Origin of the sequence: Shewanella septentrionalis (assembly GCF_025370265.1) — a bacterium.
In the GTDB taxonomy this organism is placed as follows: Bacteria; Pseudomonadota; Gammaproteobacteria; order Enterobacterales; family Shewanellaceae; genus Shewanella; species Shewanella hafniensis.
Genome location: NZ_JAMTCC010000004.1, coordinates 1 through 26283, shown reverse-complemented (window position 1 = coordinate 26283; position 26283 = coordinate 1). Strand labels below are relative to the sequence as shown.

At 46.4% G+C, this 26283-nt stretch carries 23 protein-coding genes; 7 read left to right on the top strand and 16 right to left on the bottom strand.

Going from position 1 to position 26283, the window contains the following annotated elements; genetic code table 11:
- Positions 1-209: 209 nt before the first annotated feature.
- A complete protein-coding gene (locus tag NE536_RS03080; protein ID WP_261271769.1) occupies positions 210-2603 on the top strand; it encodes a fatty acid cis/trans isomerase in 2394 nt (797 codons plus the stop codon).
- 51 nt (positions 2604-2654) lie between these two features.
- Here NE536_RS03080 and NE536_RS03075 read toward each other — a convergent pair whose 3' ends face one another.
- The 12 genes from NE536_RS03075 to sirA all read right to left on the bottom strand — a co-directional run bounded on the left by NE536_RS03075 (position 2655) and on the right by sirA (position 16317).
- A complete protein-coding gene (locus NE536_RS03075) occupies positions 2655-4769 on the bottom strand; it encodes a M13 family metallopeptidase (RefSeq protein ID WP_261271768.1) in 2115 nt (704 codons plus the stop codon).
- Positions 4770-5002: 233 nt separating this feature from the next.
- Complete coding sequence (locus tag NE536_RS03070) at positions 5003-6286, bottom strand: winged helix-turn-helix domain-containing protein (RefSeq protein ID WP_115333792.1); 1284 nt, start codon at positions 6284-6286, stop codon at positions 5003-5005.
- Between the two features lie 219 nt (positions 6287-6505).
- Complete coding sequence (locus tag NE536_RS03065; RefSeq protein WP_261271767.1) at positions 6506-7381, bottom strand: ABC transporter permease subunit; 876 nt, start codon at positions 7379-7381, stop codon at positions 6506-6508.
- Positions 7378-8415 carry an ABC transporter ATP-binding protein gene (locus NE536_RS03060; RefSeq protein WP_063883670.1) on the bottom strand — a complete coding sequence of 346 codons (1038 nt, stop codon included), beginning with the start codon at positions 8413-8415 and terminating at the stop codon, positions 7378-7380. The genes NE536_RS03065 and NE536_RS03060 overlap by 4 nt, the downstream gene beginning before the upstream one ends.
- Complete coding sequence (nosD, locus tag NE536_RS03055) at positions 8412-9698, bottom strand: nitrous oxide reductase family maturation protein NosD (RefSeq protein WP_063883671.1); 1287 nt, start codon at positions 9696-9698, stop codon at positions 8412-8414. The genes NE536_RS03060 and nosD overlap by 4 nt, the downstream gene beginning before the upstream one ends.
- A gap of 10 nt (positions 9699-9708) precedes the next feature.
- Positions 9709-10200 carry a nitrous oxide reductase accessory protein NosL gene (locus tag NE536_RS03050; protein WP_063883672.1) on the bottom strand — a complete coding sequence of 164 codons (492 nt, stop codon included), beginning with the start codon at positions 10198-10200 and terminating at the stop codon, positions 9709-9711.
- Between the two features lie 116 nt (positions 10201-10316).
- Positions 10317-11264: an NrfD/PsrC family molybdoenzyme membrane anchor subunit gene (nrfD, locus tag NE536_RS03045; protein WP_063883673.1), complete on the bottom strand. Its 948-nt coding sequence runs from the start codon at positions 11262-11264 to the stop codon at positions 10317-10319.
- A gap of 2 nt (positions 11265-11266) precedes the next feature.
- Positions 11267-11974 (bottom strand): 4Fe-4S dicluster domain-containing protein, encoded by a 708-nt coding sequence (locus NE536_RS03040; protein WP_037427340.1) that lies wholly within the window; start codon positions 11972-11974, stop codon positions 11267-11269.
- Positions 11975-12060: 86 nt separating this feature from the next.
- Positions 12061-12735, bottom strand: a complete 675-nt coding sequence (locus NE536_RS03035) for a tetratricopeptide repeat protein (RefSeq protein WP_261271766.1) — start codon at positions 12733-12735, stop codon at positions 12061-12063.
- A gap of 77 nt (positions 12736-12812) precedes the next feature.
- On the bottom strand, positions 12813-13592 hold the full coding sequence (locus tag NE536_RS03030) for an FKBP-type peptidyl-prolyl cis-trans isomerase (protein WP_261271765.1): 780 nt from the start codon (positions 13590-13592) through the stop codon (positions 12813-12815).
- A 93-nt stretch (positions 13593-13685) separates the two neighbouring features.
- Positions 13686-14129 (bottom strand): rhodanese-like domain-containing protein, encoded by a 444-nt coding sequence (locus tag NE536_RS03025; protein ID WP_012090330.1) that lies wholly within the window; start codon positions 14127-14129, stop codon positions 13686-13688.
- Between the two features lie 58 nt (positions 14130-14187).
- Positions 14188-16317, bottom strand: a complete 2130-nt coding sequence (gene sirA, locus NE536_RS03020; RefSeq protein ID WP_261271764.1) for a dissimilatory sulfite reductase SirA — start codon at positions 16315-16317, stop codon at positions 14188-14190.
- 510 nt (positions 16318-16827) lie between these two features.
- On the opposite strand from sirA, the gene NE536_RS03015 reads away from it, so the two are divergent.
- The 4 genes from NE536_RS03015 (at position 16828) to NE536_RS03000 (ending at position 20700) form a co-directional block, all read left to right on the top strand.
- Entirely contained in the window at positions 16828-18894 is a 2067-nt protein-coding gene (locus tag NE536_RS03015) for a heme lyase CcmF/NrfE family subunit (RefSeq protein ID WP_261271763.1), read from the top strand.
- Positions 18894-19307, top strand: a complete 414-nt coding sequence (locus NE536_RS03010) for a cytochrome c-type biogenesis protein (protein ID WP_261271762.1) — start codon at positions 18894-18896, stop codon at positions 19305-19307. The genes NE536_RS03015 and NE536_RS03010 overlap by 1 nt, the downstream gene beginning before the upstream one ends.
- A gap of 35 nt (positions 19308-19342) precedes the next feature.
- Complete coding sequence (locus NE536_RS03005) at positions 19343-19927, top strand: TlpA family protein disulfide reductase (protein ID WP_261271761.1); 585 nt, start codon at positions 19343-19345, stop codon at positions 19925-19927.
- A gap of 194 nt (positions 19928-20121) precedes the next feature.
- The gene (locus NE536_RS03000; protein ID WP_261271760.1) at positions 20122-20700 is read left to right on the top strand and encodes a nucleoside triphosphate pyrophosphohydrolase family protein; all 579 of its coding nucleotides are present in this window, start codon (positions 20122-20124) and stop codon (positions 20698-20700) included.
- Positions 20701-20758: 58 nt separating this feature from the next.
- On the opposite strand, the gene NE536_RS02995 is transcribed toward NE536_RS03000, so the two are convergent.
- Together NE536_RS02995 and NE536_RS02990 are read right to left on the bottom strand one after the other, a co-directional pair.
- Entirely contained in the window at positions 20759-20986 is a 228-nt protein-coding gene (locus NE536_RS02995; RefSeq protein WP_261271842.1) for a helix-turn-helix domain-containing protein, read from the bottom strand.
- Positions 20987-20988: 2 nt separating this feature from the next.
- Entirely contained in the window at positions 20989-21327 is a 339-nt protein-coding gene (locus NE536_RS02990; RefSeq protein WP_342455069.1) for a DUF2975 domain-containing protein, read from the bottom strand.
- Between the two features lie 337 nt (positions 21328-21664).
- Between NE536_RS02990 and NE536_RS02985 the strand changes: the two genes are divergently transcribed.
- Both NE536_RS02985 and NE536_RS02980 read left to right on the top strand, forming a co-directional pair.
- Positions 21665-23725: a S9 family peptidase gene (locus tag NE536_RS02985; protein WP_261271758.1), complete on the top strand. Its 2061-nt coding sequence runs from the start codon at positions 21665-21667 to the stop codon at positions 23723-23725.
- A 78-nt stretch (positions 23726-23803) separates the two neighbouring features.
- Positions 23804-24100: a helix-hairpin-helix domain-containing protein gene (locus NE536_RS02980; protein ID WP_261271757.1), complete on the top strand. Its 297-nt coding sequence runs from the start codon at positions 23804-23806 to the stop codon at positions 24098-24100.
- Here the strand turns inward: NE536_RS02980 and NE536_RS02975 are convergent.
- A complete protein-coding gene (locus NE536_RS02975) occupies positions 24097-25185 on the bottom strand; it encodes an AI-2E family transporter (RefSeq protein ID WP_261271756.1) in 1089 nt (362 codons plus the stop codon). The two genes, NE536_RS02980 and NE536_RS02975, sit on opposite strands and share 4 nt — an antisense overlap.
- A 151-nt stretch (positions 25186-25336) precedes the next feature.
- Positions 25337-26283, bottom strand: a 947-nt coding sequence (locus NE536_RS02970) for a hypothetical protein (RefSeq protein WP_261271755.1), incomplete at its 5' end; no start/stop codon positions are given.

Genomic DNA, 26283 nt, shown 5'->3' with positions numbered 1-26283 from the left:
GCGATTAACACTGCTAGCACAGGCACTTTTATGGTCGCTATCTTACCTAAGTTCTGTGGCCGACAGCAAAACTCGGCGGCATAAGTTAGGCACGTCCTAGGATAAAATCAGGCTGCAAATTTCAAATCCAATATACTCTTCTGTTAAAGTGATGCAGATCAGTGGGCTAAATTGCTAACTCTGCTGGGTGGCAAATAAAGGAGTGGTGAATGGACGCGATAAAAAGAGTATGGAAGAGGCTGTTATTGGCCACAGTGCTGTTAGCAACAGGTTGTGCCAGTGTGGCGCAAATCGATTTCAATGCTCTGTTTGGCACTAGCTCACCGCAAAAACGCGTAGAGAATGCACTGCTTAACGACCAATTTGTTCAACAGGCCGAATTTGTGCACAAAGAAGTTGAGCCAATCCTTAATAGCCGCTGTGTGGTGTGCCATGCCTGCTACGATGCTCCCTGCCAGCTCAAAATGACCTCAAGCGAAGGCATAGAACGCGGGGCGAGTAAGGAAAAAGTTTACCAAGGCACACGCTTAGTTGCCGCCACACCTAATCGCTTATTTGTCGATGCCTTTACCCCAGAAACTTGGCGTCAACGTGGGTTTTATCCCATGTTGAACGAGCGCAATCAAACCCCAGAAGCCAATACCCAAGCCTCAGTATTGGCCAGAATGCTCACGCTTAAGCAAATGCATCCCCTGCCCGAAGACAAGATTTTAGATAAGCGTTTTGATTTCAGTCTCGACAGAGTTCAGCAATGCGCTAGCCTAGAGGAAATGGACAAATACGAGCAAAGCCAACCGTTTGCCGGTATGCCCTATGGCTTACCAGCGTTGAATGCGAATGAACATCAAGTGTTGATGCATTGGCTCGAACAAGGTGCGCCATTGCCGTTCGCGCCATCGCTAGCCCCTGAATTTATAACGGAAATCACTCATTGGGAGCAATTCTTAAACGGCGACAGCTTAAAAAGCCAATTAAGCGCACGCTACATCTACGAGCATTTGTTTGCCTTCCACTTATATTTTGAATCTTTAAATCAGCCGAACGCCCAGCCTCTGTTTTTCGAGTTAGTGCGTTCGAGGACGCCGCCGGGGCAAGCACTGGATATTATCGCCTCCCGTCGTCCCTTCGACGATCCTAAGGTGGAACGTGTCTATTACCGTTTTCGACCTTATCGGGCGACCATAGTCGATAAAACTCATATCCCCTACGCCTTGAATACCGGCTTGCTGCACGACTGGCAGCAATGGTTTATCGATGCAGATTACTCAGTGACTCAGCTGCCGAGCTACCAGCCGAGCATTGCGGCCAATCCCTTCGAAGCCTTTATTCAAATTCCTGCCGGTGCGCGCTATCGCTTTATGCTGACCCGCGCCCAAGACACCATTATGGGCTTTATTAAAGGCCCAGTGTGCCGTGGTCAGGTGGCGCTCAATGTGATTAACGACAGATTCTGGGTGTACTTTGTTACCCCAGATTATATGGACGACACGGATTTTAGGACCTTCTACCATTCCCAGATTGAAAACCTACGTATGCCTGCGGAGGAAGAAAGCACTACACTCGCCGTAACTTGGGTGAAATATGCCGCCAAGCAAGGCAAGTACATGCGGGCGCGTAATCAGTTCTTGAATGAGAAGTTTAAAAACGGCCAACACCTCACCATAGACGGGCTCTGGGATGGCGACGACAACAATGATAATGCTAGCCTGACAGTGTTTCGCCACTTTGATAATGCCACTGTAGTCAAAGGTTTAGTTGGCGAGCCGCCCAAAACCGCTTGGATTATCGATTATGCCTTACTGGAGCGTATTCACTATTTGCTAGTCGCAGGTTTCGATGTGTATGGTAACTACGGCCACCAGCTTTTAACTCGCTTATACATGGATTTTTTACGTATGGAAGGGGAATCAAATTTCCTAACTTTGTTACCGCAGGAGGAAAGGCGCAAACAGTTTGGTGATTGGTATCAAGGGGCTGGCACTCAGCTCACGGCGTTTATCGCGGGGGATATCAACACCTTTAATCAGCCAACGGGCGTACTTTACTATAGCGATGACCTCAAGGGCGAACTGTATCAAAAACTTGGGCAGAAGGTCGCTAAGGTTCAGCCGACTCGATATCAAATAGAAAACAGTCACTTGCAAGCTAACAGCAAGGCGCTGTTGCAGGCATTAGGTCGATTAAAAGGCACCCAAGCGACCCTGTTGCCTGAACTAACCATGATCATGTTCGAGCCCGAAAAAGCGGGTAAAGCTGAGGTCTTTACCTTAGTTCGCAATAGTGCCCATCGGAATATTTCGAGCCTGTTTAATGAGGCCAGCAACCGCGAACCCGCAAAGGATGATGTCACCTTAGTGCATGGTTTATTGGGCAGTTACCCAGAGGCCTTCTGGCTGGTGAAAGAACAGGACTTGCCTAAAATCGTGGCGGCGGTAGAGCAAATGCAAACCGAGAAAGACTATGAGGCACTGCTCGATATTGCGGGTGTACGCCGTAGCGATCCCACCTTTTGGGCCTTTAGTGACAAACTCAATCAGATATTTTTCGACAATCACCCGATAGAAAGCGGTTGGCTGGATTACAACCGCCTGCAAAATCGTTAATAAAAAGGGGAACGCTAGCGTTCCCCTTGCTTTCAAATCAACCCAGTAAACTTACCAGATCTTAACGCGATCCTCTGGCGCTAAATACAGCTTGTCGCCGGGTTTAACATCGAACGCTGTGTACCAAGCGTCTAAGTTACGCACTGTCAGCGCGCGGTACATGCCGGGTGCATGGCCATCGGTGGCGACGCGAGCCCGCAGCGCTTCATCACGCATCTTAGTGGCCCAAGTTTGCGCAAAGCCGATAAAGAAGCGTTGATCGCCCGTAAAGCCTTCAATCACAGGGGCTTCTTTACCGTTAAGCGAGGCATGGTACGCATCGAGTGCCGCGGCTAAACCCGCCACGTCGGCAATGTTTTCACCTAAGGTCAGCTTGCCATTCAGGTGTAAATCTGGGAATGGTGCATAGGTATCAAACTGCTGAGCTAAGGCATCGCCTTGCTTAGCAAACTGGGCAAAGTCAGCTGGCGTCCACCAGTTACGCATAGCGCCTGTCGAGTCGAATGCCGCACCATTGTTATCAAAGCTATGGCTGATTTCATGGCCAATCACAGCGCCAATCGCACCATAGTTATAGGCGGCATCGGCCTTAGCATCGAAGAATGGTGGCTGTAAAATACCCGCAGGGAAGTTAAGCGCATTTTGCACGGGCAGGTTCACCGCATTCACCACTTGCGGCGTCATCCACCACTCGCCTTTATCCATTGGTTTGCCAATCTTGGCGAGTTGATGGCTGTACTCTACTTTTTCACCATTGATGGCATTCGCGTAGGCATTAGTCGCCGTTACAGCATAGCTGTCGTAATTGCGCCATTTGTCGGGATAACCCACGCCCACCGCCATAGTCGCCACTTTTGCTAGGGCTTCTTTCTTAGTGGAAGGGTCCATCCAATCGAGTTTTTCCACTCGCTGACCGAAGGCGGCCACTATGTTATCCACCATAGCGCTGACTTCTGCTTTGGCCGAAGCAGGGAAATATTGCTCGGCATAGGCATGGCCTACGGCATCACCTAAATATTGGTCGAGTGCCGCTAAGGCACGTTTATCACGGCTGCGCTGCTCTGGCGTGCCAGAAAGCTTAGTGCCATTAAAAGCAAACGAAGCGTTGTCGATAGCCGATGGCAACACATCAGCATGGCTGTTGATATGGTGAAACACGAGCCAATCTTTCCATGCTTCTAAAGGCTCAGAGGCCACAAGCGCAGAAAGTCCTGTAATTGCCGTCGCATGGTAGGCTGCAAATTTGGGCTGATTGACCAGTTGCGCCGCCGCGAGGAAAGCAGTCCAGTCGATACCCGGTGCTTTAGCATCAAAGTCAGCACGGCTCCACACGCCCGAAGACTTAGCGAAATCTTCGCTATCTTCACGGCTGGCGTGGGCTGCGGCAATCTTGTTTTCAAGGGTAAAAATACGCTCTGCACGGACAGCGACATCGCTCACACCCGCATCTTTGAGCAAGGTTTCAATGTAAGCGCGGTAAGCGGTGCGAATGTCGACCATTTTAGGATCGGCAGACAGGTAATATTCACGCTCAGGTAAGCCTAAACCGCCCTGTAAAAAGTAAGGTAAGACTTCGCCCGGCGTGGCTAAACCTTGGGTGACGAAGATCCCAAATAGGTTTTCGGTATAAAAATCGGTCGCGTTGAGAGGGTCGACATCGGCGCGCAGATTTCCGCCTAACGCCGCAGATAAATCCTGCTTGCTCGCAATGGCCTCATAACGGGCAATATCCGCCTCGGCAGGCTTCATTCCTGCGGCATCAATAGCGGCGGTATCTGTGTAAGCCTTGTAGAAATCGGCGATACGCGATTCGTCGCTCCCCGCCGCATGTTGCGCTTTCACCAGTTCGGCAATCAAACTGGTTTTATGCTTTTCGGTTGCTTCAAAGGCAACGAGGAAAGCGCCAGTGCTAGAGCGATCGGCTGGGATCATCGTCGTTTTCATCCATTCGCCATTGGCGTAGGTATAAAAATCATCCCCTGGTTTTACCGTTGGCGTCATAGCCGCGACATTAATGCCAATCGGCATTTGAGCCGCAACGTCTTGACTTTTTGGCGCGTTTTCACTGGTTTTTACGGTGTTTTCTGTGGTGTTATCACTGCAAGCAGTGAGCCCAGCCAGTACTGAAGTTGACAGTAACAGCACGGGAATAAGACGGTCCGACATGAATGACTCCTCTTTCTTTTATTATTGTATTTATCTTGTGATGATTAAGTTTTGCAGTGTAACTGGCACTGAATGAAGAAGTAAAACAAAGCCACTTTTTATGATAAAAAGTTAATGCACACATTTTGAGCCGCAGCGTCTCAACCAATCACTTAATGCCATCAAAAACTCCCTCATTGCAGACACAAAAAAGCCGACTTTATGTCGGCTTAATCAAGTGTGGTTTAAGGTTACTATAACTTGAGCTGATTGTACTGAGTCCATGCAAGCACTTGTCCCATTTGAGGAATAATCCATACCGCCGTATGCTCATTTTGATAAACACGATAATAGAATAATTCTTCATCGCGGATATCATGCTTACGAATTTCACGATAAAACTGCATGGCAGAATTGCTCACTTCATCCGGTTTTGTCAGCTCTTTTTGTAACACTTTAACGTAGAAAACATCGACTTTAAGATCATTAATCTCAGTTTGGTACTGTTCAAACTCACCGCGGATCGTGTACTTAATCGGTGTCGTTAAGCAATCTTGATCTGTTATACAAGAGGTTGAATAGAAATTTCCCCGATTCTCCCCTTCATACACCAGAGACATGCTGAGATCGTTCCGAACTAAGAGTTCACCCGCGACAGGAAAATAGATATCCGCATGGTAATTATGCTCAACTAACTCCCCCTTACCCTTGTCATCCGCTGGGAGAACAATGCGGTTATAACGAATCCGCTGCTCCATCTTTTGACTCAGCGGAATAAATTCCGTCATATTTAAGCCTGCAGGTTTCGCATCTATTGCGGTGATATTAATCATACCGCGACCATTACAAGCCTCTGCGTCTAGCTCTGGACAAATTGCCATGGAATAGTTTTTACCATCCGTGGCTGCAAAAGCACTGAAATGCTTAATACTGCTGATATGATTTCCCTCTGGCGCCAAATGTTTTTGCCACCAAGAGGGATGTAAATGCTCCTCATCGCCAATATAGAAAGTTTGCGCCGTTCCCAGAGTCCCACCGATATTGAGGCTGATGTATTTATCTGCATGCCACTTAGCCACTTGTTTAACCACCGCATGGTGATCACTCATATACCAGAAGATCGCCAAGATCAGGCCCAAGAAAGCAATACCTGCAAATTTGGTCCAAGCCGATACCCCAACTAAAGCATCACGGATTGCATCTGCATCGTTTATAGCCAACATCTTTACATGGGATTGCTCAGCGATATGCAATTGATAACCGCGGCGCGCCACGGTTTTGAGCTGTACTTCAGTATAAGGCTCGAGTTTTTTTCTTAGGGTGCTGATGCACTGTGTTAGTGAAGTCGGTGCCACGACGCGATCTGGCCAACCCACCTGCAACAAGGCTTCTTTCGTCAATATGGCGTTGGGGGAAGATAACAAGCGTACCAATATAGCCGCTTCAGAAAAAGTCAGGTCTATGGATGTGCCATGCACTTGATCGACTAGTTTTTTAGCCTGTTCATCTAAAAATAAATATGAAGTGATTTTATGCATGTTAAACGCCCGAAAACTCAGCAAAAGCAGATAAGGTATGATTGCGCTAACGGCGGGCAGGCAGATTGGGACCATGTTTTCCCAAAAGCACTGTGACTTGCAGCCACCTATCTAAGATGGTTTATTTTACTTTTTAACAACATAAAATACTGTGACTGCATGCTCAGTTTAGTTATTGTTTAATAAGCACAAAATTAGGCTAATACAGGATTTGCTAAACTAAATTTCTTGACGTTTGAAGACCCAAGAGCACCCCAATAATAGAACAATAATCCAGCCGCCTAACAAACCATACATCATGGGTAATCCCAATCCCGTTTGCGCGATTAAGGAAAGGCTACTTTTAGCTGCTAGTGTATCCGAAGGTGCGGCAAGCAAATTTAAGGCACGGAACAAGTCAGTAGGATTCAGTAAAATGAGTAGATTAAATAGATTGCGATTAAGCATTTCACTCATTCCAACCAAAACACTGAGCAAAATAAGGTCATAAACCAGCACAAGCACAAACCATAAAATAAGTAACGTTCCCAGTGCCTTGGCTTTTTCTCGCACACACAGGCTAACCCAATAGCCCAATAGAACAAACACTAATGACAACAAAATACTGCTTATTATCAAATGGGTAAATCCGATAATTATCGCGAGTTGAGCCTGAGCATCGCCAACGAGTAGCAGTAATAATCCTGTCACACCAAAACCTAAGATACAGGCGATAGTCATTACGCACGCATGGCCCAAAAACTTGCCGCAGACAAGATGCCAACGCTCCAATGGATAGGTCAGTAATAACAATAAGGTGCCAGATTCTTTCTCACCGACAAAGCTGTCATAGCTCAACAAAATCGCGCCTAATGGCAGCATAAATACCGATAAAGTCACAAGACCAGAAAGGATCTGCGCAGGCTCAAATACTACTAAGCTGCCCGATATTACGCTCCCCATAAAACTCACACTAAGGGAGAGCAGCAACAATACACCCGCCATCATCCATAGCCATCGATTGCGCAAATTGTCCTTAAACTCCTTGGCAGCTATGGTACTCACTATATTTAGAGCACTTAAATGACCACACTGCAAAACCTCTGATTGACTCATACGGCGGCCTCCCACTTAACGCCTTGAGCCATATCTGTTACTTGAGTGGTATCTGCAGATACAACCTGGGGCAGAGAATGACAAACGGTTTCCATATAGTGATGAAACACAGACTGCAAACTCGGAGGCTCAACAGAAAAATCCCCTGCCGGCACTTTTTGCAATAGATGATGTAAAACGCCTGACTTTTGCCCCTGCGGTACAGTCAGTTTTAATCCCTGCGGCGAACTCATCTCAACACAGCTGGCTAAAATAGGATCTGCGAGCACCTCTAGCCTTTGAGTGTGAGACAAGGAATGCAAAAAAAACTGGTTTGGCAACCGAGTTGCTGATCTAAGGGCGGTTAAAGTTCCCGAAGCTAACATTCGTCCTCGGCCTAAAATCAAAGCCCGATCCATTTGGTCTTGAACTAATCCTAACTCATGGGTACTGATGATAATTGCGCAGCCTTTCGCCTTAAGTTGGGCTATTTTTTGATACAGAAAAGCCGATGCTAAGGGATCTAGACCGACAGTCGGCTCATCAAGTAACAATATCTGAGGATCAGCCAATATTGCCTGAGCGAGCCCAAGGCGCTGCCGCATTCCCTTGGAAAATGTACTCAGACGTTTATCTTTAGCGGCTTCTAAACCAAATTCGGCAAGTAATTCATGTACTTTTGCAAGAGCGACGCCTTTAAGTTTAGCGAAATAGCCGAGTAATTCGAGAGCGGTCATGTTGTCATAAAAGCTCACATTTTCAGGTAAATAACCTAAAGATAAACTCAACCTGACATTCATAGATCCCACATTGTGCCCTTGAACTTGGATCTGGCCACGTGTAGGAGTTAGCAATCCTAAAATAAGCTTAAGTAACGTAGACTTACCTGCTCCATTATGACCAAGGAGAGCAACAACTTGGCCCTTTAGAACCTCAAAATTCACGTCTTCCAATGCCTTAAAGTTGTTATAAAATTTACTGACATTTATCGCTTTAACGGCAATATCAGCACTGGCCACAGGCTTATTCGTCGAGAATGTGAAAGTCTGATTCATTGCGTACCTCCATCAATAAGTGCGGGCGAGACCGATTGCATTAAGGGAAAACTATCGCTAATTCCCGTCGTCATTCGGGGCTGAAATTGGCGTTCAACCCAACGCAGCAGTAAAACAACTGGACTTTCCATTAACAGTTTTGCCTCAGGATAAAGCCAAAATAGTTTGTCTAAGCTGTCATTGGGCCTATGGGCCAAATCACCTATCCCATCTAGATCCAGATCCCAGCCTTGGTATTCTGACCAATAATTGCCTTGTCCTTGATAACTCCACTCTAACTGTGTGTCGCCGACATATTTCACTTGGTTTTGATTCGCAATGATTCGATTATGCCAAAGACGGTTTTCCTCTCCGCCCATGGCCATACTGATCCCAGTATCGCTATGACTAAACTCGTTATCTTGAATACGGTTATTTTGAGCAGCGTAAATAAAAATGCCTTTGCCTTCGTTACCCAGCTCCACCGAACCTTGGGGATGCTTAACGTCTGTGGCGGTATTGGCCTGAATATGGGACTCGTTGGTGATATTGAGCAGAATACCAAAGTCCCGCGCTTGGCTAACGTGATTATGGTGCAGGTAGATTTGCTTTGAGCTCATCAGGGCATAACCGCCATCGACGTTGATAGCTTGATTGTGCGCGGCTTCATCGCCTCGGGTGTACATGTAATGGATGGCGTATTGCAACTTAGCGAATTGATTATGGTGAATTTGGCTGTCCGTCACCGACTCGAGATACACGCCATCGCGGACAAAAATAAAATGGTTATCTTGCACTTGGGGCGCACTCACATGCTTGAGAAAGACACCGTCACCCCGATCCAACACATAAATGGCGCCATTGCCGCTGATATTGTTTTCAATGATGCGCGGCGCAGCAAGTTGCTCGCCATAAATCCCAAAGCCATCCCCGACAAGACGATTGCCCTTGATAAGCACCTCGTCTGCCCCCGGTAATAGCAGGATCCCCGCATCATGGTAATAAAGATCCCGTCCCCAATGGCGGATATTAAGCCCTTCAACAATCACCTTGGGTGCAGTAATGGTGAGGGCGCTACCTTGGCGCAGGGCATCGAGGGCCGCGCCCGCTTCGCCCTTGATATGAATGGAACGGGTAACATTAAAATTGCCTTCAAACACGGCGGTATCAAGTACGAGCGTGTCACCATCCTGCGCCTGCGCTAATGCTTGGGTTAAAGAGACGGTATCTTTAACCCTTAGCTCCTGCGCTACCCCGATAAAGGATAAGGTGCAGAGCCAACAGATAAGCAATAAACGCAGCATGAGCAATCGCCTACTTATCGCCAGCGAGCAATTCGAGGGTGATATCGTTAAAGGTTAATACGCGTCCACCGTATTCCTTTGCAAAGGCTTCGGCGGCGGCTTTAGTGCTAAAAGGTGCGACTGCTGGCCCCATCACGGCCTTTTTACTGGTGCCGTAAACATAAAATGCGCTGGCGGCATCGATAAAGGCGCCATCATCAGGCTGTTCCCAATCGGTTATCGCGGCGTCATGCACCATCATGTAAGCAATTTGTCTTTTATTTTCAGGCTGTAAGGCAAAGTTAAACATATCGCGGCTAGAGCAAAACTTAGGTACCATCTTCTCGGCCTTAAGATGTACTTGCCCCTTTGGTCCAGGATATTTAGTGATCACCATACCGCACAGATGGCAACGATCGTGCTCGTGGATCATCTCGGCTTTATGTTGGTGATCGGTCGCTTCACTCTTATTGCAGCCTAATAACAAAGGAGCGAGTAGTAACAACCCAAAGAACTTTTTCATGCTGTTAATCCTTTGAAAAATATCAACGCCTCGCCAAGGCACCTTGCAGGGACAGACCTCTTGCGACGAGGGTTGATAAAAAATGGTTCATCAAAGGCCGAGGCCTTAGTACATAGTTAAATCGCGTAGTTTTGACCCGCTAACAGGATGAAGAGTCGTAGACACATCATGCCCACCACCGCAGACATTCCCGACATATAAAACGCTTTGGCCGAATGGCTAAAATGTTTACCCGTCGCAAAGTTCAGTAGCAGTGGCGCACCAAAGCCGATACCCACAACACCAATCCAGAATACGCTCGCCCACACACCTTCATGGAAAGCGGCAAAAGCAAATTGACCACCGGCATTACCCGTTAATAGTGCTGTCGCGATCATGAAAATAAACATGGCTTCGGCGAACATAATCGGCCACTCGGCGCCGTGTAGGATCTTCATTTCGCCGCTGTGCAGGGGTTCTTTAAATAACCACACCGCCAGCATTTTGGCCGAGGCGCCACCCGCGGATAAACCCGAGGCAATAAACAGTGCTGGGAGTACCGAGGTGTTGATCAGTGGGAAGCGGATCAGCGCAGAAATCAAGAAGCCTGTGTAAGCACATACTGATAACGCCAGTATTAAAACGAGCGCTTCCATTGGGCGTCTAAAGCCTTTTAACTTGGCAATAATTGGCGCTAAAAACTTCAATTGTGGGATGACCATCAGCTCTTTTTCGAGGGCTAAAAGCGCTACCACTGCCACTAACGGGATATACACCGACAGCGCAATAACACCAATCGACATCACAGAATTTAAGTTATAGAACACCAAAATTCGCCAAAAGAATAAGGGGTTAGTCAAGTCGAGTACCAGACATAACATCCCTAAGCTAATGGTGACAAAGGACAGCAAGGTCGCGGCTTTTAAGAAGGCGGTGTTTTCAACCTGGCCTAGGTAAAAACGCAGCGCCAGCGCAATGGTTAACGCCCCGCCCGAAATCCCCGCGAAAAATAAATACACTGCAATCGGCCAAGGCCAAGCAACGCCTTGGGATAAGCCGAGGGTAAATTCCATACTGGTATCCATATTTACACTCCCAGTTTGACGATTGGTATGTAACGTAAGCTCGGCTCAGTACCAAACTGCGGCTTAATCCGCACTGAGTCTTTTACCGCCAATAACTTACTCACATAGGACTGAGGATCATTGGCATCACCAAAGATCAGCGCGTCGTACTTACAGCTCTGTACGCAGGCGGGTAGCTCGCCCTTAGACAGCTTGCTATGCAAACAGAAGTCACAGTTATCCGCCACATCCGTCTCTTTGTTGATGTAACGTGCATTGTAAGGACATGCGCCAATACAATATTTGCAGCCCGCGCATTTACTTGCATCCATAGTCACAATGCCGGTTTTGGCGTCGCGGTGCGCGGCGCCCGTTGGGCAAACAGTGACACAGGGGGCGTTTTTACACTGCTGACAGGAAACCCGCACAAACTTACGCTCACAGTCGCAACTCATCTTGCCACAGTGAGGGCAGGCTTGACCTTCAACACGACCACTTTGCTGCTCAAGGATCACCCGAGAAACACCCGCGGGTAAGTTGTTTGCTTGGTTACAGGCGGTTTTACAATCACCACAACCGACACATTTATTTTGGTCAAAGACCATGACGTAATGGGACTTATGGGCGCTGTCAGCATCTTCTTTGACCGAACACCCGGCTAAAGGCGTTAACATCAAAGAGCACATGCCAGCGCTTTTAAGGAACCTCCGTCTCTCTATATTTTCACTCACAACATCCTCCATCTATCGGTTTTATACCGACGTTTTTATTTATATCGTTATCGTTCCTACATGCCTGAAAATGGCTAGCGACTTGATTAATATCCACTTTCATTCAATTTGCTTTGGGCCTTGCCAATGGCGTTTAACAGGGCCTCATGATTAATCTCTGCCGTTGGCTGTGACAGTAATGCCTGCCAATGGTCTATCGCCTCTTGGTAACGCCCATGCAGATACGCATCGGTGGCCTGTAACATTCGGGTCTGTGGCTCAAAGGGCGCAATGACTAAGGTTTGAGCTATCACAGCTTGGGTCTGTGGTGTAATTTGGCGCGCATCGCGGTAATACAGGGCATTGGCCTTAGCGCCGAGCACCTCGGCGTCCTCACCCACTAGCGCAAGCAACTTGTCTAAAGTCTGCACCGCATCGCTATATAAACCACCCGCGCTGTAAGCCTGGGCAAGCGCCTGTAATGCCAACGGGTTTTGCGGTTGTTCATCCACGAGACGCAGGGCTTTGGTGATGTCGGCAGCGACTAAGTAGTCAATATGTTCATTGACTATGCCCTTATCCCAATCCTGATAACGCCCCGTTTGGCTGTAGATGGCTAGCGTTATGACAAGCAATACACCACTGCACAGCACTGGCAACCCATGGGAGGCTAGAGGCAAGCTCGCCACGGTTTGCAGTTGGTTTAAGCGTGCGTGTTGCCAAAAAATCCAAGCAACAAATCCGCTTAATAGGAGTGCGATGGTGAACCCTAAACTTGCCATACCTAACCTCTTTGTTTGCCGCTCCAAGCTTATGACTGAGCGAACAAAACTAAACGCTCAGTCCCCGATGTTTGCTCTTAGTGAGCAGGCATCATGCCCATCATGCGGGCTTCTTTTTTCTCACTTGGCTTTTCGATATTTTTCAGTTCGATTTCAAAGATCAAGGTAGATTGCGGTGGAATTTCACCCACAAATTCATTGCCATAGGCTAAGTTTGCGGGGATGACAAAGCGGTATTTAGAGCCCATAGGCATCAGTTTTAAGCCCTCTTCCCAACCGGGGATCACTGTCATTAAGGCAAAACGCGTAGGGTCTTTGCGGCCAACGGTGTTTTCAAATTCAGTGCCATCGATAAGCTTGCCGACGTATTCAACGGTCACCACATCTTCTGGATTAGGCTTTTTGCCTTCGCCCGTAACCAGCACTTCATATTGCAGACCAGAATCAGTCACTTTGACGCCAGACTTCTTTTTGTTTTCAGCAAGAAAGGCTTCACCCGCTTTGATATTTTTAGCAGCTAATTTTTCAGCATTGGCTTTTCTCACTTGATTTAATTCTTCGGCGCGTTGATTGAGGTATGTCAGTACTTCTTCATCGGTTAATTGCTGTTGTTTTTTCAGCGCGTCCACAAAACCTTGAACAACTAAGTCCACATTCACTTCTGCGCCCAGTTCTACTTGGTTATAAACCTGGCCAGAAATGTAGTTACCAACGGATGCACCGATACTGTAAGACGCTTTTTCTGCATCGGTTTTAAGGCTTGGGGCGGCAAAGCTCGCCATAGATACAAACAGTGCGGCGCAGGTCGCCACTGTGATGGTTTTTGGGATAAAAGACGTTGGCATAGATGTTTTCATTTTATATTCTCTTCTATTTAGCCCTTGGGCTTAGTGCGTTAGCCGAAAACGTATGGGCATTACCCATAACCGATTAAAATATTTATTTGATTACTATGGTTTTTCTGTTGCTCTTCCGGACATACGCCAACCGAAAATACCGTCTGCCATATGGCGAACTCCGGTGTAACCTAGCTTCATGGTCTCCCGAGCGGCCATGTTGCTAGCGGTACAAAGGCGATTAGCGCAATAGAACACCATCACCGCATCTTTATTCTTTGGAAGTAACTCTCTCCAATTTTGAACATTGAAAAAAACCGCTCCGGGGACAAAACCTTCCGCCCAGATTTCCAGCGTGTTTACGTCGAAAAAATAAACCTCTTGCTTGCCGACTAAGGTTTCAGCTTCCCGCATGGAAATAGGATTTAACTGAATTTCGTTATAGGGCGCTTCAGAGATATCAGAACCTCCCCCTGCGATGGCGGGTAGGCTAATGCCCCCTAAGCTCAGAGCCATTAAGCCGCCGATAAGGCTTTGTCGGATCACGTTATTCATCATTTGGCCTCGTATATTCCCCGGCACGGGTGTGCCGGGGACAAGTTAGACTCGAGTCGAACTACATTTTCTGTGCGCTCAGACCTTTACCATCGATAATAGCTTGGGCTTGAGTCACATAGGTTAAGGCAGCATCAAGACGTTTCAGTGAGTAACTTGGGCCGTGCGCACCCCATGAACCGTCAGCCTTAATCAGGCGAACAACATCTTGGGCTTTGTCGGTCAACATCAACACTTGCGTCTTGTCTTCAACCGACAGCTTGGTGACTTCTAACAGCTTGTCGATACGGGCAAGGGCTTGTTCTACTTGGGCAAAAGTTTCTTTAACTGGTTTTTGCCACTTTTGAACTTCGCCATAGATTTCCATCTGGTCTTCAAAGTGCAGACCCACTTCAAGTTCAGATTGGAACTGGCTATGACAACCTTTGTTTTCAGTAACGTCGTGGTCAGAAGCCGAAGTACGGGCACAGGTCCACATCAAGTCGAGGTAGTTGTAGCCGTTTTCGTCCTTCGCCACAGTCCAACCTTTGGTGGTCGCATCGCGAGACTTACCTTCAGGTGGGTTAAGAGTCTTACGCAGAGGATCGACGTCAATCTTCCACATATGTGACTTACGCACGTTGTCGAAGCCCGCCATATCTGGGAATTGGATCGCAGTGAAGTTTTCACAGCTTCCCATGTTTGGCATGTGACAGCTTTGGCAAGTTTGGTTGCTGTGGGTGTTGGTGTTCTTGGCGATCTCGGCTTGAGCCGTATGACAGTCAGTACACTCTTTGATGATTTTTGGCTTGGTAGTACCAGATTTCCAATCACCATCAGTCACTTCGTGTGGATCGTGACAGGTTGAACAACGCATGCCTTTGTCATAGTGTGCAGAGGCAAACATTTGCGAACCTTCAGTACCGCAAGATGGGCAAGAAGATTTCATCTTCACGTTGAAGGCATATTCCAGTTTCTCTTTACCCTGTGGCGTTTCAGCTAGCTCTTCAACAAAATTGAAGCGTTGGTGACAACGTTCACAGTTAGATGGCATACCGCCACCAATACCGCCGTCTAAGTGGCCGCCTGCGCCATGACACTCTTCACAGGTAATCCCTTTAGAAATCGTGTGTTTTTGCAGCTCTTTTGGGTTACCTAAGGCAGCGAAGAATTCATCTTTAGTTTGGAAGTCAAACTTAAAGCTGTGGCACATTTCGCAATAGGAGCTAGCTGGTTGGAATAGGAATTCCTTCTCGTACTTAGCACCGTATGAGCTCATGCCCCATTGGTGTGAACCGCTGGTACCAAAATCTTCCATTTTGACCGGGAAACTTGGGATAGCTTTGTTAATTTTTGCAGCCATTTCAGGGGTTAACCACTCAGCCCAACCGCGGGAGAATTGGTTACCACCGGCGACCATAGTACCAGTGCCATCTTTCAGCAGACCGTCTTTCACGTGGTAAGTACCGCGCACCAGATAGGCGTCGATAAAACCATATTTGGTACGTGGCGTCCCCACAGTTGCATAGATAGCGTCTGGCGTAATACCCGATGGCAGAATCGAGGTATCTTTGGTTGTATACATGGTTTTTTTCAGGTCGTTATCGACTTCTGGATGTTCGCCAGGGAAGCGAATCGTCTTAGAGTGACGTGAACGTCTCCATTTTTCGTATTGCGGACCATGACACTCACCGCATTTTTCGGGGCCAACAAACTTGTTAGGGAAATCTAAAATCGATTTTGCCCCTAAACGATATTGCAGTGCTTTTGGACGTTGACCATCGTTATAGGCACTATAACGTACAGCGGTGCCATCAGTTGAGTTCACTTCTTTACTGTGTTTACTGTAAGCAACACTGTCACCACCGTGTAAATATTCTTCACCGCGGTCACTGACTTTATAAGTGCCCTTTAATCGACCTTCCGCGTCATATTTAAAAACGGGGTGATTTTCAAATAAAAAATCAAATAATTCTTGCTCTTGAACAATATAATCCTGCAGTGTTTTAACACCACGGGATTTCTCCATTAAATTGTCATTTAAATTGGGATTAGCCAAAATATCTTGAGTATAGTGGGATTGCTGTTTATTACCCACTCCAGGGACCACTTTACCATCCGATTTAGCATCGGATGCGATTGTGGTAGCGCTTACGGCAGAACCTAAACAAAACAGCACGCCTAAGGCTGTTTTGATTTTCCATCGCTTCATCATTCACTCCTAATTTATCATTAGTTTTATATTCTCCACTGAACCTAACTGTTCACTGAACGACATAAACAATTGACCAGTGGCTGCATGATGACGGAGTGGAAAAACAAAAAATCTGCGCTAGAGCACATTAAATTCTAATTCAGAAATCAAGAGGAGCCAAAATAATTAAATCATAACAAATCAACATCTTAAACAATTAAAAACAGTAGTTAATTAGATCTAAAAGATGTTTTTTGAACTCTAAAAAAATCTAAAAATGGCTTTGATTTTTCAAAAATAAACAAAGTCATAAATGACCATTTTAATGCCGAGACAGATCACATTCCTTCCACAAAAACTCAGCTACCCTGCGAGTCAATCGTTAAATGGTTAAAGACTCAATATCCAATTTAGCCAGGCAACAATAAAAATAAATAAGTTAGTAGCGATTAACCGCTAAAAAAGTTAACCCATTATTAATTCCAGAATTAATGCAATTCGACAACCAATGCTATGCAGGAAATATCTATGACAAATATGATTCCAGAGCTAGGGCACATATTGCTGATCATGAGTACTGTGTTGGCATTATTGTCGGCTAGTCATCATTTAATCGGTAGCTACCGGAATAACTTTTACCTAATCAGCTTTGGCAATAAATTATTCTACGCTCTCTTTTTTACCTTACTGGCAGCATTATTTAGCTTAATTTTTAGCTTTATTACCGATAACTTTTCAGTCGCCTATGTTGCCAATCATTCTAATAGTCAGCTCGCCCTCGGTTATAAAATCGCGGCGGTGTGGGGCAGCCACGAAGGCTCAATGTTATTTTGGGTGTTCGCCATTGCCCTGTGGGGTGCGGTGATCAATTGGCGTCAAGCGACGCATAACGCCAAGCTCGCCAATTTACAGGCTGATAGGGCTTACTTTGGCAGAGTTCTCGCTATTTTGGCCTTAGTGATCCTCGGCTTTAATTTGTTTTTACTCTTTACCTCCAATCCCTTTGCCCGCTTACTCCCAAACATTCCAGTCGAAGGACGCGACCTTAACCCCATATTGCAGGACATTGGCTTAATACTGCATCCACCAATGCTGTTTTTAGGTTATGTCGGGCTAACGGTTTGCTTTGCCGCAGCACTGGCATCACTCATTGGGGGCAAATTACCTGCTCGCCACCTCGATTACCTTCGCCCTTGGGTGTTACTGGCGTGGATTTTCCTTACAGGTGGCAATGCCTTTGGTTCTTGGTGGGCCTATAACGAACTGGGCTGGGGCGGATGGTGGTTTTGGGACCCTGTAGAAAACGCCTCATTTATCCCTTGGCTTGTCGCTACAGCATTAGTCCATTCCATTGTTCTGACGAAACGCACTAATGGCTTTCAAATCACAACATTGCTGCTGTGCCTATTAGCTTTCTCACTCAGTTTGCTGGGCAGTTTTTTGGTACGTTCCGGCATAGTGCAATCGGTGCATGCCTTTGCCGCTGATCCTACCCGTGGTATGTCAATCCTCTGTTTATTAATACTTTTTGTTAGCGTAGCTCTGCTCACCTTTGCACTTAAAGCCAATAACTTCAGACACTCAGTTCGGCATAGCATTTTCAGTAAAGAAACGCTGTTGCTACTCGGTATTGTAATATTAGTCGTAGCGGCATTTTCCGTTCTACTCGGTACCTTCTATCCCTTGCTCTATGAATTACTTGGTTTAGGTACACTTTCTGTCGGTGCCCCTTATTTTAATGCGATCTTTGTACCTCTGACCTTCTTACTCGTACTCTTGATGGGTGTCGCCCCTTTAGCTGGTAGGCAAAAAGCATCCAAAGCTCAAGTTAAGCCTTTGATCATACCCGGTACACTGATCTTAACTGCAGCTCTGTGGATAAGCTTACAGGCAGCAACTGGCAACAATTTATTTCTATTACTTGGCACTGCAGCAGCGCTTTGGTTACTCGTTTGCTTATTATTAACATTGATAGCAGCATTAGGATTAAAAAATAAAAATCACCAAAATAAACAGCCTGTTAAAGAAAATATAAATACAGCTAAGCCTCTCCCTAAACGACGTCTCATGGCCATGCTGCTCGCTCATTTAGGCGTGGCTGTAACTATAATAGGTGCGACGGCCGTCTCTTTCTTTGAACAAGAAGCCCTGCTAAGAATAGGCCCAGGCCAAGGTAAGCCGTTAGCGGGTTATGTCTTAGTTTATGAAAGTACCGAGAATATCGAGACCAAGAGTTTTACTGCGATTCAAGCCAATATCAGTATCCGTGATGCAGCCCAAGATGAGCTGGTACTAGGCTATATCACCCCACAACGACAAACCTTCAAAAGCAATGCCATGGAAATGTCCCATGCCGGTATTGATCACGGCCTATGGCGGGATATTTATGTCTCGATGGGATTGCAACTTAGTGATAACGAATACCTGATCCGCATCAGCTATAAACCCCTTGCCAGTTGGATCTGGCTTGGGGCACTGCTAATGATGTTAGGTGGAACTGTCGCCGCTTGGCCTACTCGCAGCCTGAGTTATTACCCGAAACCAGCAGCCTTACCTAACTCATCCCATTCATTGCAAAGGGAAATGCTTGCCTAATGAATCCATTATTTCGCTCACCTTACCTCAGTACTTTTATCTGGTTGCTTTTTACCACGCTGTTTCTAGGCGGGACTGCATTCCTCGCTATGGTGCAAGAGCAACCTGTCTCTAACACTGCTCATCAACAACAAGCTATGGATATCAGTAAACTGCTTCGCTGTCCTATGGCAACAAATCTAAGCTTGTTTGAATCACAAGCCCCTATCGCACATGAGCTTAAAGCTCAAATTTTTTCCATGTTGGAACAAGGAGATAGCCAAGATGAAATCATTCTTTTTATGGTACAGCGCTATGGTGAAAAAATTCGTTATCAACCCGAACTGAAAGGCTCTACGGTCGCACTTTGGTTTGGCCCGCTACTCTTGCTATTACTCGGTGTAGGTATTTGCCTTGGACTCATTAAGCGCTGAGCACTGAGTTCCCTATCTCAAATTAAGGATTCACCATGAAACTATGCTCTATGCGACTCATTCTGCTATGCAGTTTTGTCCTGTTAAACAACGCAGTCCAAGCCCATTCATTACAGAATAAGCTTTACGACACTGGCGAAGCGATTCCTAAACCTAGGATAATGAGAGGCTTCGTTGAAATGCAGCACGCACGCGGCGTACCGGATGTGCCTTTCATTGATGAAGCGGGAAAAACTCAAACCCTAAAACAACATCAAGGTAAACTGGTTCTCGTTAATCTTTGGGCAACTTGGTGCGCCCCCTGCCTGCGTGAAATCCCAGAGCTTCAACATCTTAAACAAGAATATCAAGGGAAAAATATCGCCATAGTCCCAATCTCCATTGATGAGGAACCTAAGGATGTGCGACCTTTCCTCACTCAACATAATTTTAGCGACTACCAAACTTGGTTCGATCCAACACAAAACATAGAACAGATCATTCCTGCAAACGTCGTTCCTGCGACGTATTTTTTTGATGCTAAAGGTAATCTTGTTGGTTTCGTACGCGGATATCTCGATTGGGGCGATAAAGACGTCATCCCTTATCTTGATAAATTAATCACAAAATACGGCCAGTAATCATTTTGTACTAAAAAGCCAGTTTACATCTCCGTTCGGTAGCCCACCCTACATTTGCCGAAACCCGCTGCACCCGAATTTGCAGCGGGTATTTTTTACACTTAAGAGCAAATACCTGAACTTTGTATTCTACGGCGCATTTCTTTAAAATTGCCGTCAACTACTTATTGTTTATTGATCCCAAGGCAATCCAAATGAAACTCACCCGCTTAACTCAACCTATTTATGACCACTTATATCGTGATATCAGTGAGTTTCGCAGCACCTTCGACTTGCCCGTTAATGATGTTGATTCCTTAGATGACAAGGCCGACACTTTACATACTTCGCTGATTATTGAAGAGTTAACTGAACTTGCCGAAGCCGATAGCCGTATCGAGCAGGCCGATGCCATTGTCGATTCTGTGTATGTATTAATGGGGCGTTTAGTACATTTAGGCGCGGCCCAAGTGAGTGACCGCCTAGAGATCAGCTACCTTATCGACTTACTGCTGTGTGTGGCTAAAAACCGTGAAATTGACTTTATCGCCTGCTGGGACGAAGTGCATTCGAGTAACATGAGCAAAGTGTGCCGTAATGAGCAGGAACTTGCTGAAACAATTGCTTTTTATGCCGAGCAAGGTGTTGAAATTGTCGGCAGCAAAAAAGGCGACTTCATCATAGCCAAATGCGCCAAAGATGTAGAAATGGCGGGTAAAGTGGTGCGCCAAGGCAAGGTATTAAAGTCGGTTTACTACCGCCCTGCGGATTTAACTCAGCTAGTAAAAGCGTAAAACCGCAAACCTAGGCTGCGCAGCATGTCGAAACAGCATGCAGCCTAGGCATCTTCCTTTAATCCGACGCGTCTTGCTCGGCATTCTTGCGGTATTCCAAAATATCTCCCGGCTGACAAGTTAAGTATTCACAGATACTCGCCAAGGTATCAAAACGCACCCCTTTGACTTTACCCCGTTTTAACAGGGACAAGTTGGCCTCGGTAATGCCCACCGCTTTGGCAAGTTCCTTAGAACTCACCTTCCGTATCGCCATCATGACGTCTAAATTAACGATAATATTCAAAATCACACAAACTCTTGGTTTTCCGCCTCATAATCGCGGGCGGCTTTAAGCAAATACACTATGAGCAACATCAATAAAATCGTGGTGATGTTGCCAAAATCGAGTACTAATTCGATGCGGCCATCCTCAAAAAATGACTGATGATAGTAGCCAATGCCTAAGGTTTGCAGCATCTCGAACACTAAGGCCGCCACTTTTAACCACACTAGCCACAGATAACATTTCATACTCTCATCACTGAAAAACAGGCCGCGCTGATAGCAGGATAAGAGCCGTTGCAGCCAATATACTCCTAATAAAAATGTGATAAATAAAGGGGTTAGAATTGCAAGCAACAACATTCTGTTAGCGCTTGCGAGGTGCCATAACTCGAGTAACTGGGTGTTTCTACTATTGAAGCGGATATCGTCGTAGGCCCAATAGCAATAAATCAGGTAGCCGACAATGGCCACCGCAGAAAAGAGCACCAGCCAGCGACAAAATTCACTGATTTTTATTAATTTTTCAAAATTTTGATTCATCCACTCACCCAGACATCAACCCAAACCGTTCATAGCGAACGAGCGCCAGTATAAACCTTCAACAAAAAATATTACAAAGAAATATAAAATTATTGTTTTACGATAATTAATTTTCGTATTAGCATGTTTATAATTTCAACAGGCCAAGGTTATAACAATGCAAAAATTTCCGTTCGCTAGTCAGTTATGCAGTGCTGCCATTGCCGCCGCACTGCTACTTACGGGTTGCAGCACTGCTGATACCCCAAATGCACAACCTCAAATTGCCGAAACGCAGCAAACCGAAGCGCCGTTAATTCCCATCGAAAACTTCTTTAACGAGCAAAGCATTCGCCATCTGAAAATGTCCGATGATGGCAAATGGCTCGCCTTTGTAAAGGAGTATCAAGGGGCCAGCAATATCTTCCTGATGGCGGATAAGGCCGACCTTGCCAGCGCTACGCCACTCACCACCTCCGCCGAACCTATTCGCGACTTCGAATGGTCAGCCAAGGGCAATGACCTGTTCTTTATGAAGGACAAAGGCGGTAATGAAAACACCCAGATTTATAAGCTGAGTTTTGAGGAAAATGCCGGCAAAATCACCGCCAAAGAGCAGCGCTTAACCCATAAGGACGATGTGCAATACAGCGTGCTCGAGCAGGTAAAAGACAATCCCGATTTGTTGGTTGTTCAAGCCAACCACGACGATTCGAGCCGTATGGATATTTATCTGCTCAACATCCACGATGGCAAGTTAACCCCAATCCTGAAGAATGAGCTGAGCTTTACTCAAGTGAGGTTTAACAAGCTGGGTAAATCTGTGATTGCCAGCAGCAGTAATCTTGATAACACCAATGCCTTGTATGTGCTGATCGACGGCAACTGGCGCAAGATAATTCAAAGCGCCAAGGGCGAGAGCATCGATATTCTTAAAGTAAACGATGCCAAAAAACTCGCCTATATCAGCGCCAATATCGGTGATCGCGATAAGCAGGAATTGCTGAAAGTCGACCTGATGACGGGTAAATATGAAACCCTACACAAGGATCCCGACAACGAGGCCGACGTCTATTCGGTGCAATTTAACGATGCGGGCGAGCCATTAGCTGTGGCTTACTACGGTGGTCGCTTACGGGTTTATCCCTTAGATGCCGAGTTTGCCCGCCATTGGGATATGATTAATCGTCATTTTAATCAAGATGTTGAAATCACGATTGGCGAGATGAACGAGAAAACCCATCTGTGGCAAATCCATGTCGCCAGCGACAGAGCCGCAGGCGCGGACTATCAATACAATGCCGCCACTGGGAATATCCATCTGTTAGCGGACATTCCAGCCAGCATTCCTGCGGATCAACTCTCGCCACGCCAATCGATTGTGTATACCGCGCGGGACGGCGTAAAAATCCAAGCCTATTTAACGCTGCCTAAGGATAAACAGACTAAGCTGCCGACCATTATCTTGCCCCATGGCGGCCCTTGGGCACGGGATTTTTGGACGCTCGACTCGGGCTACTTCCACGCGATTGCCCAGTTCTATGCCAACCGTGGTTATGCGGTGTTGCAACCTAACTTCCGCGCCTCAACGGGGTTCGGTAAGCAATTCTTAAACCTAGGTAACCGTAACTGGGGCATTGGCAGCATGCAGCACGATCTCACCGATGGTGCCAATTACTTAGTCGAACAAGGCATTGCCGATAAACAGCGTTTAGGGATCTTCGGTGCCTCCTACGGTGGTTATGCAGCGCTGTCTGGCGCAACCTTTACACCCGACTTGTACCAAGCAGTGATTTCCTATGTGGGGCCATCGAGCCTAGTAACGCTAATGAATTCCTTCCCCGACTATTGGCGCCCCTACTTAGGCCAATGGTTTGAGTCGGTGGGTGATCCGCAAATTGCCGAGCAGAAACAAGATATGGAAAAACGCTCGCCAATTAACTATGTCGATAACATCAAGGCGCCATTGATGCTGATCCAAGGGGCAAATGACCCACGCGTCACCCAAATTGAATCGGACAATATTGCCAAGAAAATGTACCAAAAATCTTTACCCGTTAAGTACGTATTGGCAAAAGACGAAGGACATGGATTCAGTAAACGCGCCAACAAGCTGGCATCGATTGTCGCCACTGAACAGTTTTTTGCTGAGCATTTAGGCGGGCGTGTCGATACTAATGTGAACCCTGAAATTCTAAAACACTTAGACAGCTTGAACGTCGATATCAGTAAACTCTAAGCTTTTGCCGTCTTCACCAAGGAAGGTAAAGGCGGCAAACTAGCCTAGATTTTATATTTCATTTGCTTAGGGATAAAAATGAATCCTGCGAAAGTAGTGCGTGCCGAGGTGAAGCAATTAACTGATTTGCCGAATATTGGCAAAGCCTGTGCGGCGGATTTACGTTTGCTCGGCATAGATAAACCTGAGCAACTGCTGGGGCAAAATCCCTACGACCTGTATCAAGCGCTCAATCATTTGACCGGAAAAACACACGACCCTTGCATGATCGAAGTGTTTATCTCCATCACCCGTTTTATGGCGGGCGAAGATGCTAAACCTTGGTGGTTTTACACCGATGAGCGCAAAAATGCCTTAGGGCAGACTAAACCTTAACTTTTAGCTCCCGCCTGTTTATCACTTTGTATTATTTCAGGTTCTTCCCTTAACCACTCACGCCAGATAGCAACTAACAGCGCCATCAACACGGGGCCGACAAACAAACCGACAAATCCCATGGTTTTCACGCCGCCGATCAACCCGAAAAAAGTCGGTAAGAAAGGCAATTTAATCGGCCCACCGACAAGATTAGGCCTTAAGGTTTTATCGACAATAAACAGCTCTATGCTGCCCCAAAGGAACAAGCCGACGCCCGCCGTCATATCGCCAGTGCCAACAAGATAGAGTGAAATCAAGGTAAACATGGTTGGCGCGCCGCCGGGAACCAAGGCCATAAAGGCGGTTAACACCCCAAAAGCCACGGCCGATGGCACACCCGCAATCCAATAGGCAATCCCCAGCACTATGCCCTCACCAATCGCGATAAGCGTCATGCCGATCACCGTCGAACTGACCGTAGCTGGCACCACACGGGAGAAGCTATGCCAGCGGGCGGGCAATACTCGCTCGCCGACAATATCTAACTGTTTGGCCACTTGCTCGCCATCTTTATAGAGGAAAAACAACGTGATCAACATAAAAAGTAAGGTCAGTAGCAGGCCTAGTGTGTTCCAGCCCAATTGCAGCACCCAACGGGAAATGCCACTCAGGTTCTGACCACTGATGGCACTGATGATTTTGCCTAGCTCGTGGGGTTCACCGATAAATTGCTGCCATTGCAGGGTTAACCATTCACCCATCCAAGGTAAATCTTTGATCCACAAGGGCACGGGCGAACCATGTTGGTTAGTAAACACCAACCAATCAACCCAAGTTCTAATTTCTTGTAACGCATAGGAAAATACAAACACCAGCGGGATAATCAGCCCGAGCACAATACAACATAGGGCAATGGTTGCCGCCAACGCCGAACGACCACCGCATTTTGCCAATAGTTTTTGATAAAGAGGCCAACTCGAAAAACACACAATCAATGCAGCTAAGGCGGGCACTAAAAAATCGATAAAAAAGAATACGCCAGCACACAAGAGCAAAACCAACAAACTACGACCAATAGCGGCATTACTGAAAATCGGCGTCATAGTGGTACAGCTCCCAAAAACTTAGATAATTAAACAATAGGCTATACGACATTGAGCGCGCAAATACACTCTTATAAACGCTAAGCAGACTAACTCAGATTGGTCGATAAATCATCTAATTAGCATGTGATTTCATGGTTATAAATCTATTCTAAGAAACTTTTTTGTAATTTTGGAGTATGCCCAATGCATCAGCTAACACTTGGGGTTCATCCACTACTAAATTGATCACAGTTAACGGCTCAGGCAATTGTCCCATGCCGCCATAATAAGTTTGGGGCCGCTTAAAAATCAGCTGCACATTCGCGGTATCACCGCGGCCTATCGTCAATATTTCTGTTGCATTGATTGCAGTTGAATCACCTACCGATTTCCCCCCCATTTGCTGTGGTTGTACATGAGTCAAAAATGTTCCCAATTTCAGTTCACTTATCTGGGTTAAATCAATCGCCATAAAACCCCAGATACCATTATTGATAATGAGCTTACCTTCCCTTTGATACAGGGAGTAATAACGACTGATTCGGTAATTGGCTGCGATTAATACCACTGAATATAAGATCAAACCAGAAACGAATACGGCAGCAATTTGACTCACATCATCGAGTAGTATGTAACTCAGTGTGGAGGCCGCGATTAAACACATTATGATGACTAAAGCATGCCAAGGTTGGGCACTCAGTAACTTAAGCGGTGTGATCGATGCTGGGTGGCGACGGGAAAAATAAGGGATAGCGTAATACCAACTCGCGGGTTCGGTAGCGAGTATTAAACCTAAGGTCAGCTTCTCATCGTCAGGCATTTGATTCTTTGGCATATCAGTGTTTGATGCGCCCTCAATATTAAGCGTTCTAAGTTCATTTACCCCATTACCCAGCTCTTGCTCCACAGTGGCAGCATATTGAGCAATGATCGCTAATCTTGGATCGCCTGAAGCCTTCCTCGCCTGCCACAATCCCTTAATAATACTCACCATCAAGTACAATTCGATGAGCAGTAATACCGCGATAATAGGGAAACGCAGCCAAGCGATAAACTCGAAATACTCTGCAATTTGAGGAGGGTAGCTGAGGCGAGCCATGAGGCTACTCAAACTGA

What these genes read in the sequence shown, in the direction of transcription:
- NE536_RS03080 (WP_261271769.1), top strand. Translation starts at nt 210, where the DNA reads ATGGACGCGATAAAAAGAGTATGGAAGAGGCTGTTATTGGCCACAGTG.
- NE536_RS03075 (WP_261271768.1), bottom strand. Translation starts at nt 4,769, where the DNA reads ATGTCGGACCGTCTTATTCCCGTGCTGTTACTGTCAACTTCAGTACTG.
- NE536_RS03070 (WP_115333792.1), bottom strand. Translation starts at nt 6,286, where the DNA reads ATGCATAAAATCACTTCATATTTATTTTTAGATGAACAGGCTAAAAAA.
- NE536_RS03065 (WP_261271767.1), bottom strand. Translation starts at nt 7,381, where the DNA reads ATGAGTCAATCAGAGGTTTTGCAGTGTGGTCATTTAAGTGCTCTAAAT.
- NE536_RS03060 (WP_063883670.1), bottom strand. Translation starts at nt 8,415, where the DNA reads ATGAATCAGACTTTCACATTCTCGACGAATAAGCCTGTGGCCAGTGCT.
- nosD (WP_063883671.1), bottom strand. Translation starts at nt 9,698, where the DNA reads ATGCTGCGTTTATTGCTTATCTGTTGGCTCTGCACCTTATCCTTTATC.
- NE536_RS03050 (WP_063883672.1), bottom strand. Translation starts at nt 10,200, where the DNA reads ATGAAAAAGTTCTTTGGGTTGTTACTACTCGCTCCTTTGTTATTAGGC.
- nrfD (WP_063883673.1), bottom strand. Translation starts at nt 11,264, where the DNA reads ATGGATACCAGTATGGAATTTACCCTCGGCTTATCCCAAGGCGTTGCT.
- NE536_RS03035 (WP_261271766.1), bottom strand. Translation starts at nt 12,735, where the DNA reads ATGGCAAGTTTAGGGTTCACCATCGCACTCCTATTAAGCGGATTTGTT.
- NE536_RS03030 (WP_261271765.1), bottom strand. Translation starts at nt 13,592, where the DNA reads ATGAAAACATCTATGCCAACGTCTTTTATCCCAAAAACCATCACAGTG.
- NE536_RS03025 (WP_012090330.1), bottom strand. Translation starts at nt 14,129, where the DNA reads ATGATGAATAACGTGATCCGACAAAGCCTTATCGGCGGCTTAATGGCT.
- sirA (WP_261271764.1), bottom strand. Translation starts at nt 16,317, where the DNA reads ATGAAGCGATGGAAAATCAAAACAGCCTTAGGCGTGCTGTTTTGTTTA.
- NE536_RS03015 (WP_261271763.1), top strand. Translation starts at nt 16,828, where the DNA reads ATGACAAATATGATTCCAGAGCTAGGGCACATATTGCTGATCATGAGT.
- NE536_RS03010 (WP_261271762.1), top strand. Translation starts at nt 18,894, where the DNA reads ATGAATCCATTATTTCGCTCACCTTACCTCAGTACTTTTATCTGGTTG.
- NE536_RS03005 (WP_261271761.1), top strand. Translation starts at nt 19,343, where the DNA reads ATGAAACTATGCTCTATGCGACTCATTCTGCTATGCAGTTTTGTCCTG.
- NE536_RS03000 (WP_261271760.1), top strand. Translation starts at nt 20,122, where the DNA reads ATGAAACTCACCCGCTTAACTCAACCTATTTATGACCACTTATATCGT.
- NE536_RS02990 (WP_342455069.1), bottom strand. Translation starts at nt 21,327, where the DNA reads ATGTTGTTGCTTGCAATTCTAACCCCTTTATTTATCACATTTTTATTA.
- NE536_RS02985 (WP_261271758.1), top strand. Translation starts at nt 21,665, where the DNA reads ATGCAAAAATTTCCGTTCGCTAGTCAGTTATGCAGTGCTGCCATTGCC.
- NE536_RS02980 (WP_261271757.1), top strand. Translation starts at nt 23,804, where the DNA reads ATGAATCCTGCGAAAGTAGTGCGTGCCGAGGTGAAGCAATTAACTGAT.
- NE536_RS02975 (WP_261271756.1), bottom strand. Translation starts at nt 25,185, where the DNA reads ATGACGCCGATTTTCAGTAATGCCGCTATTGGTCGTAGTTTGTTGGTT.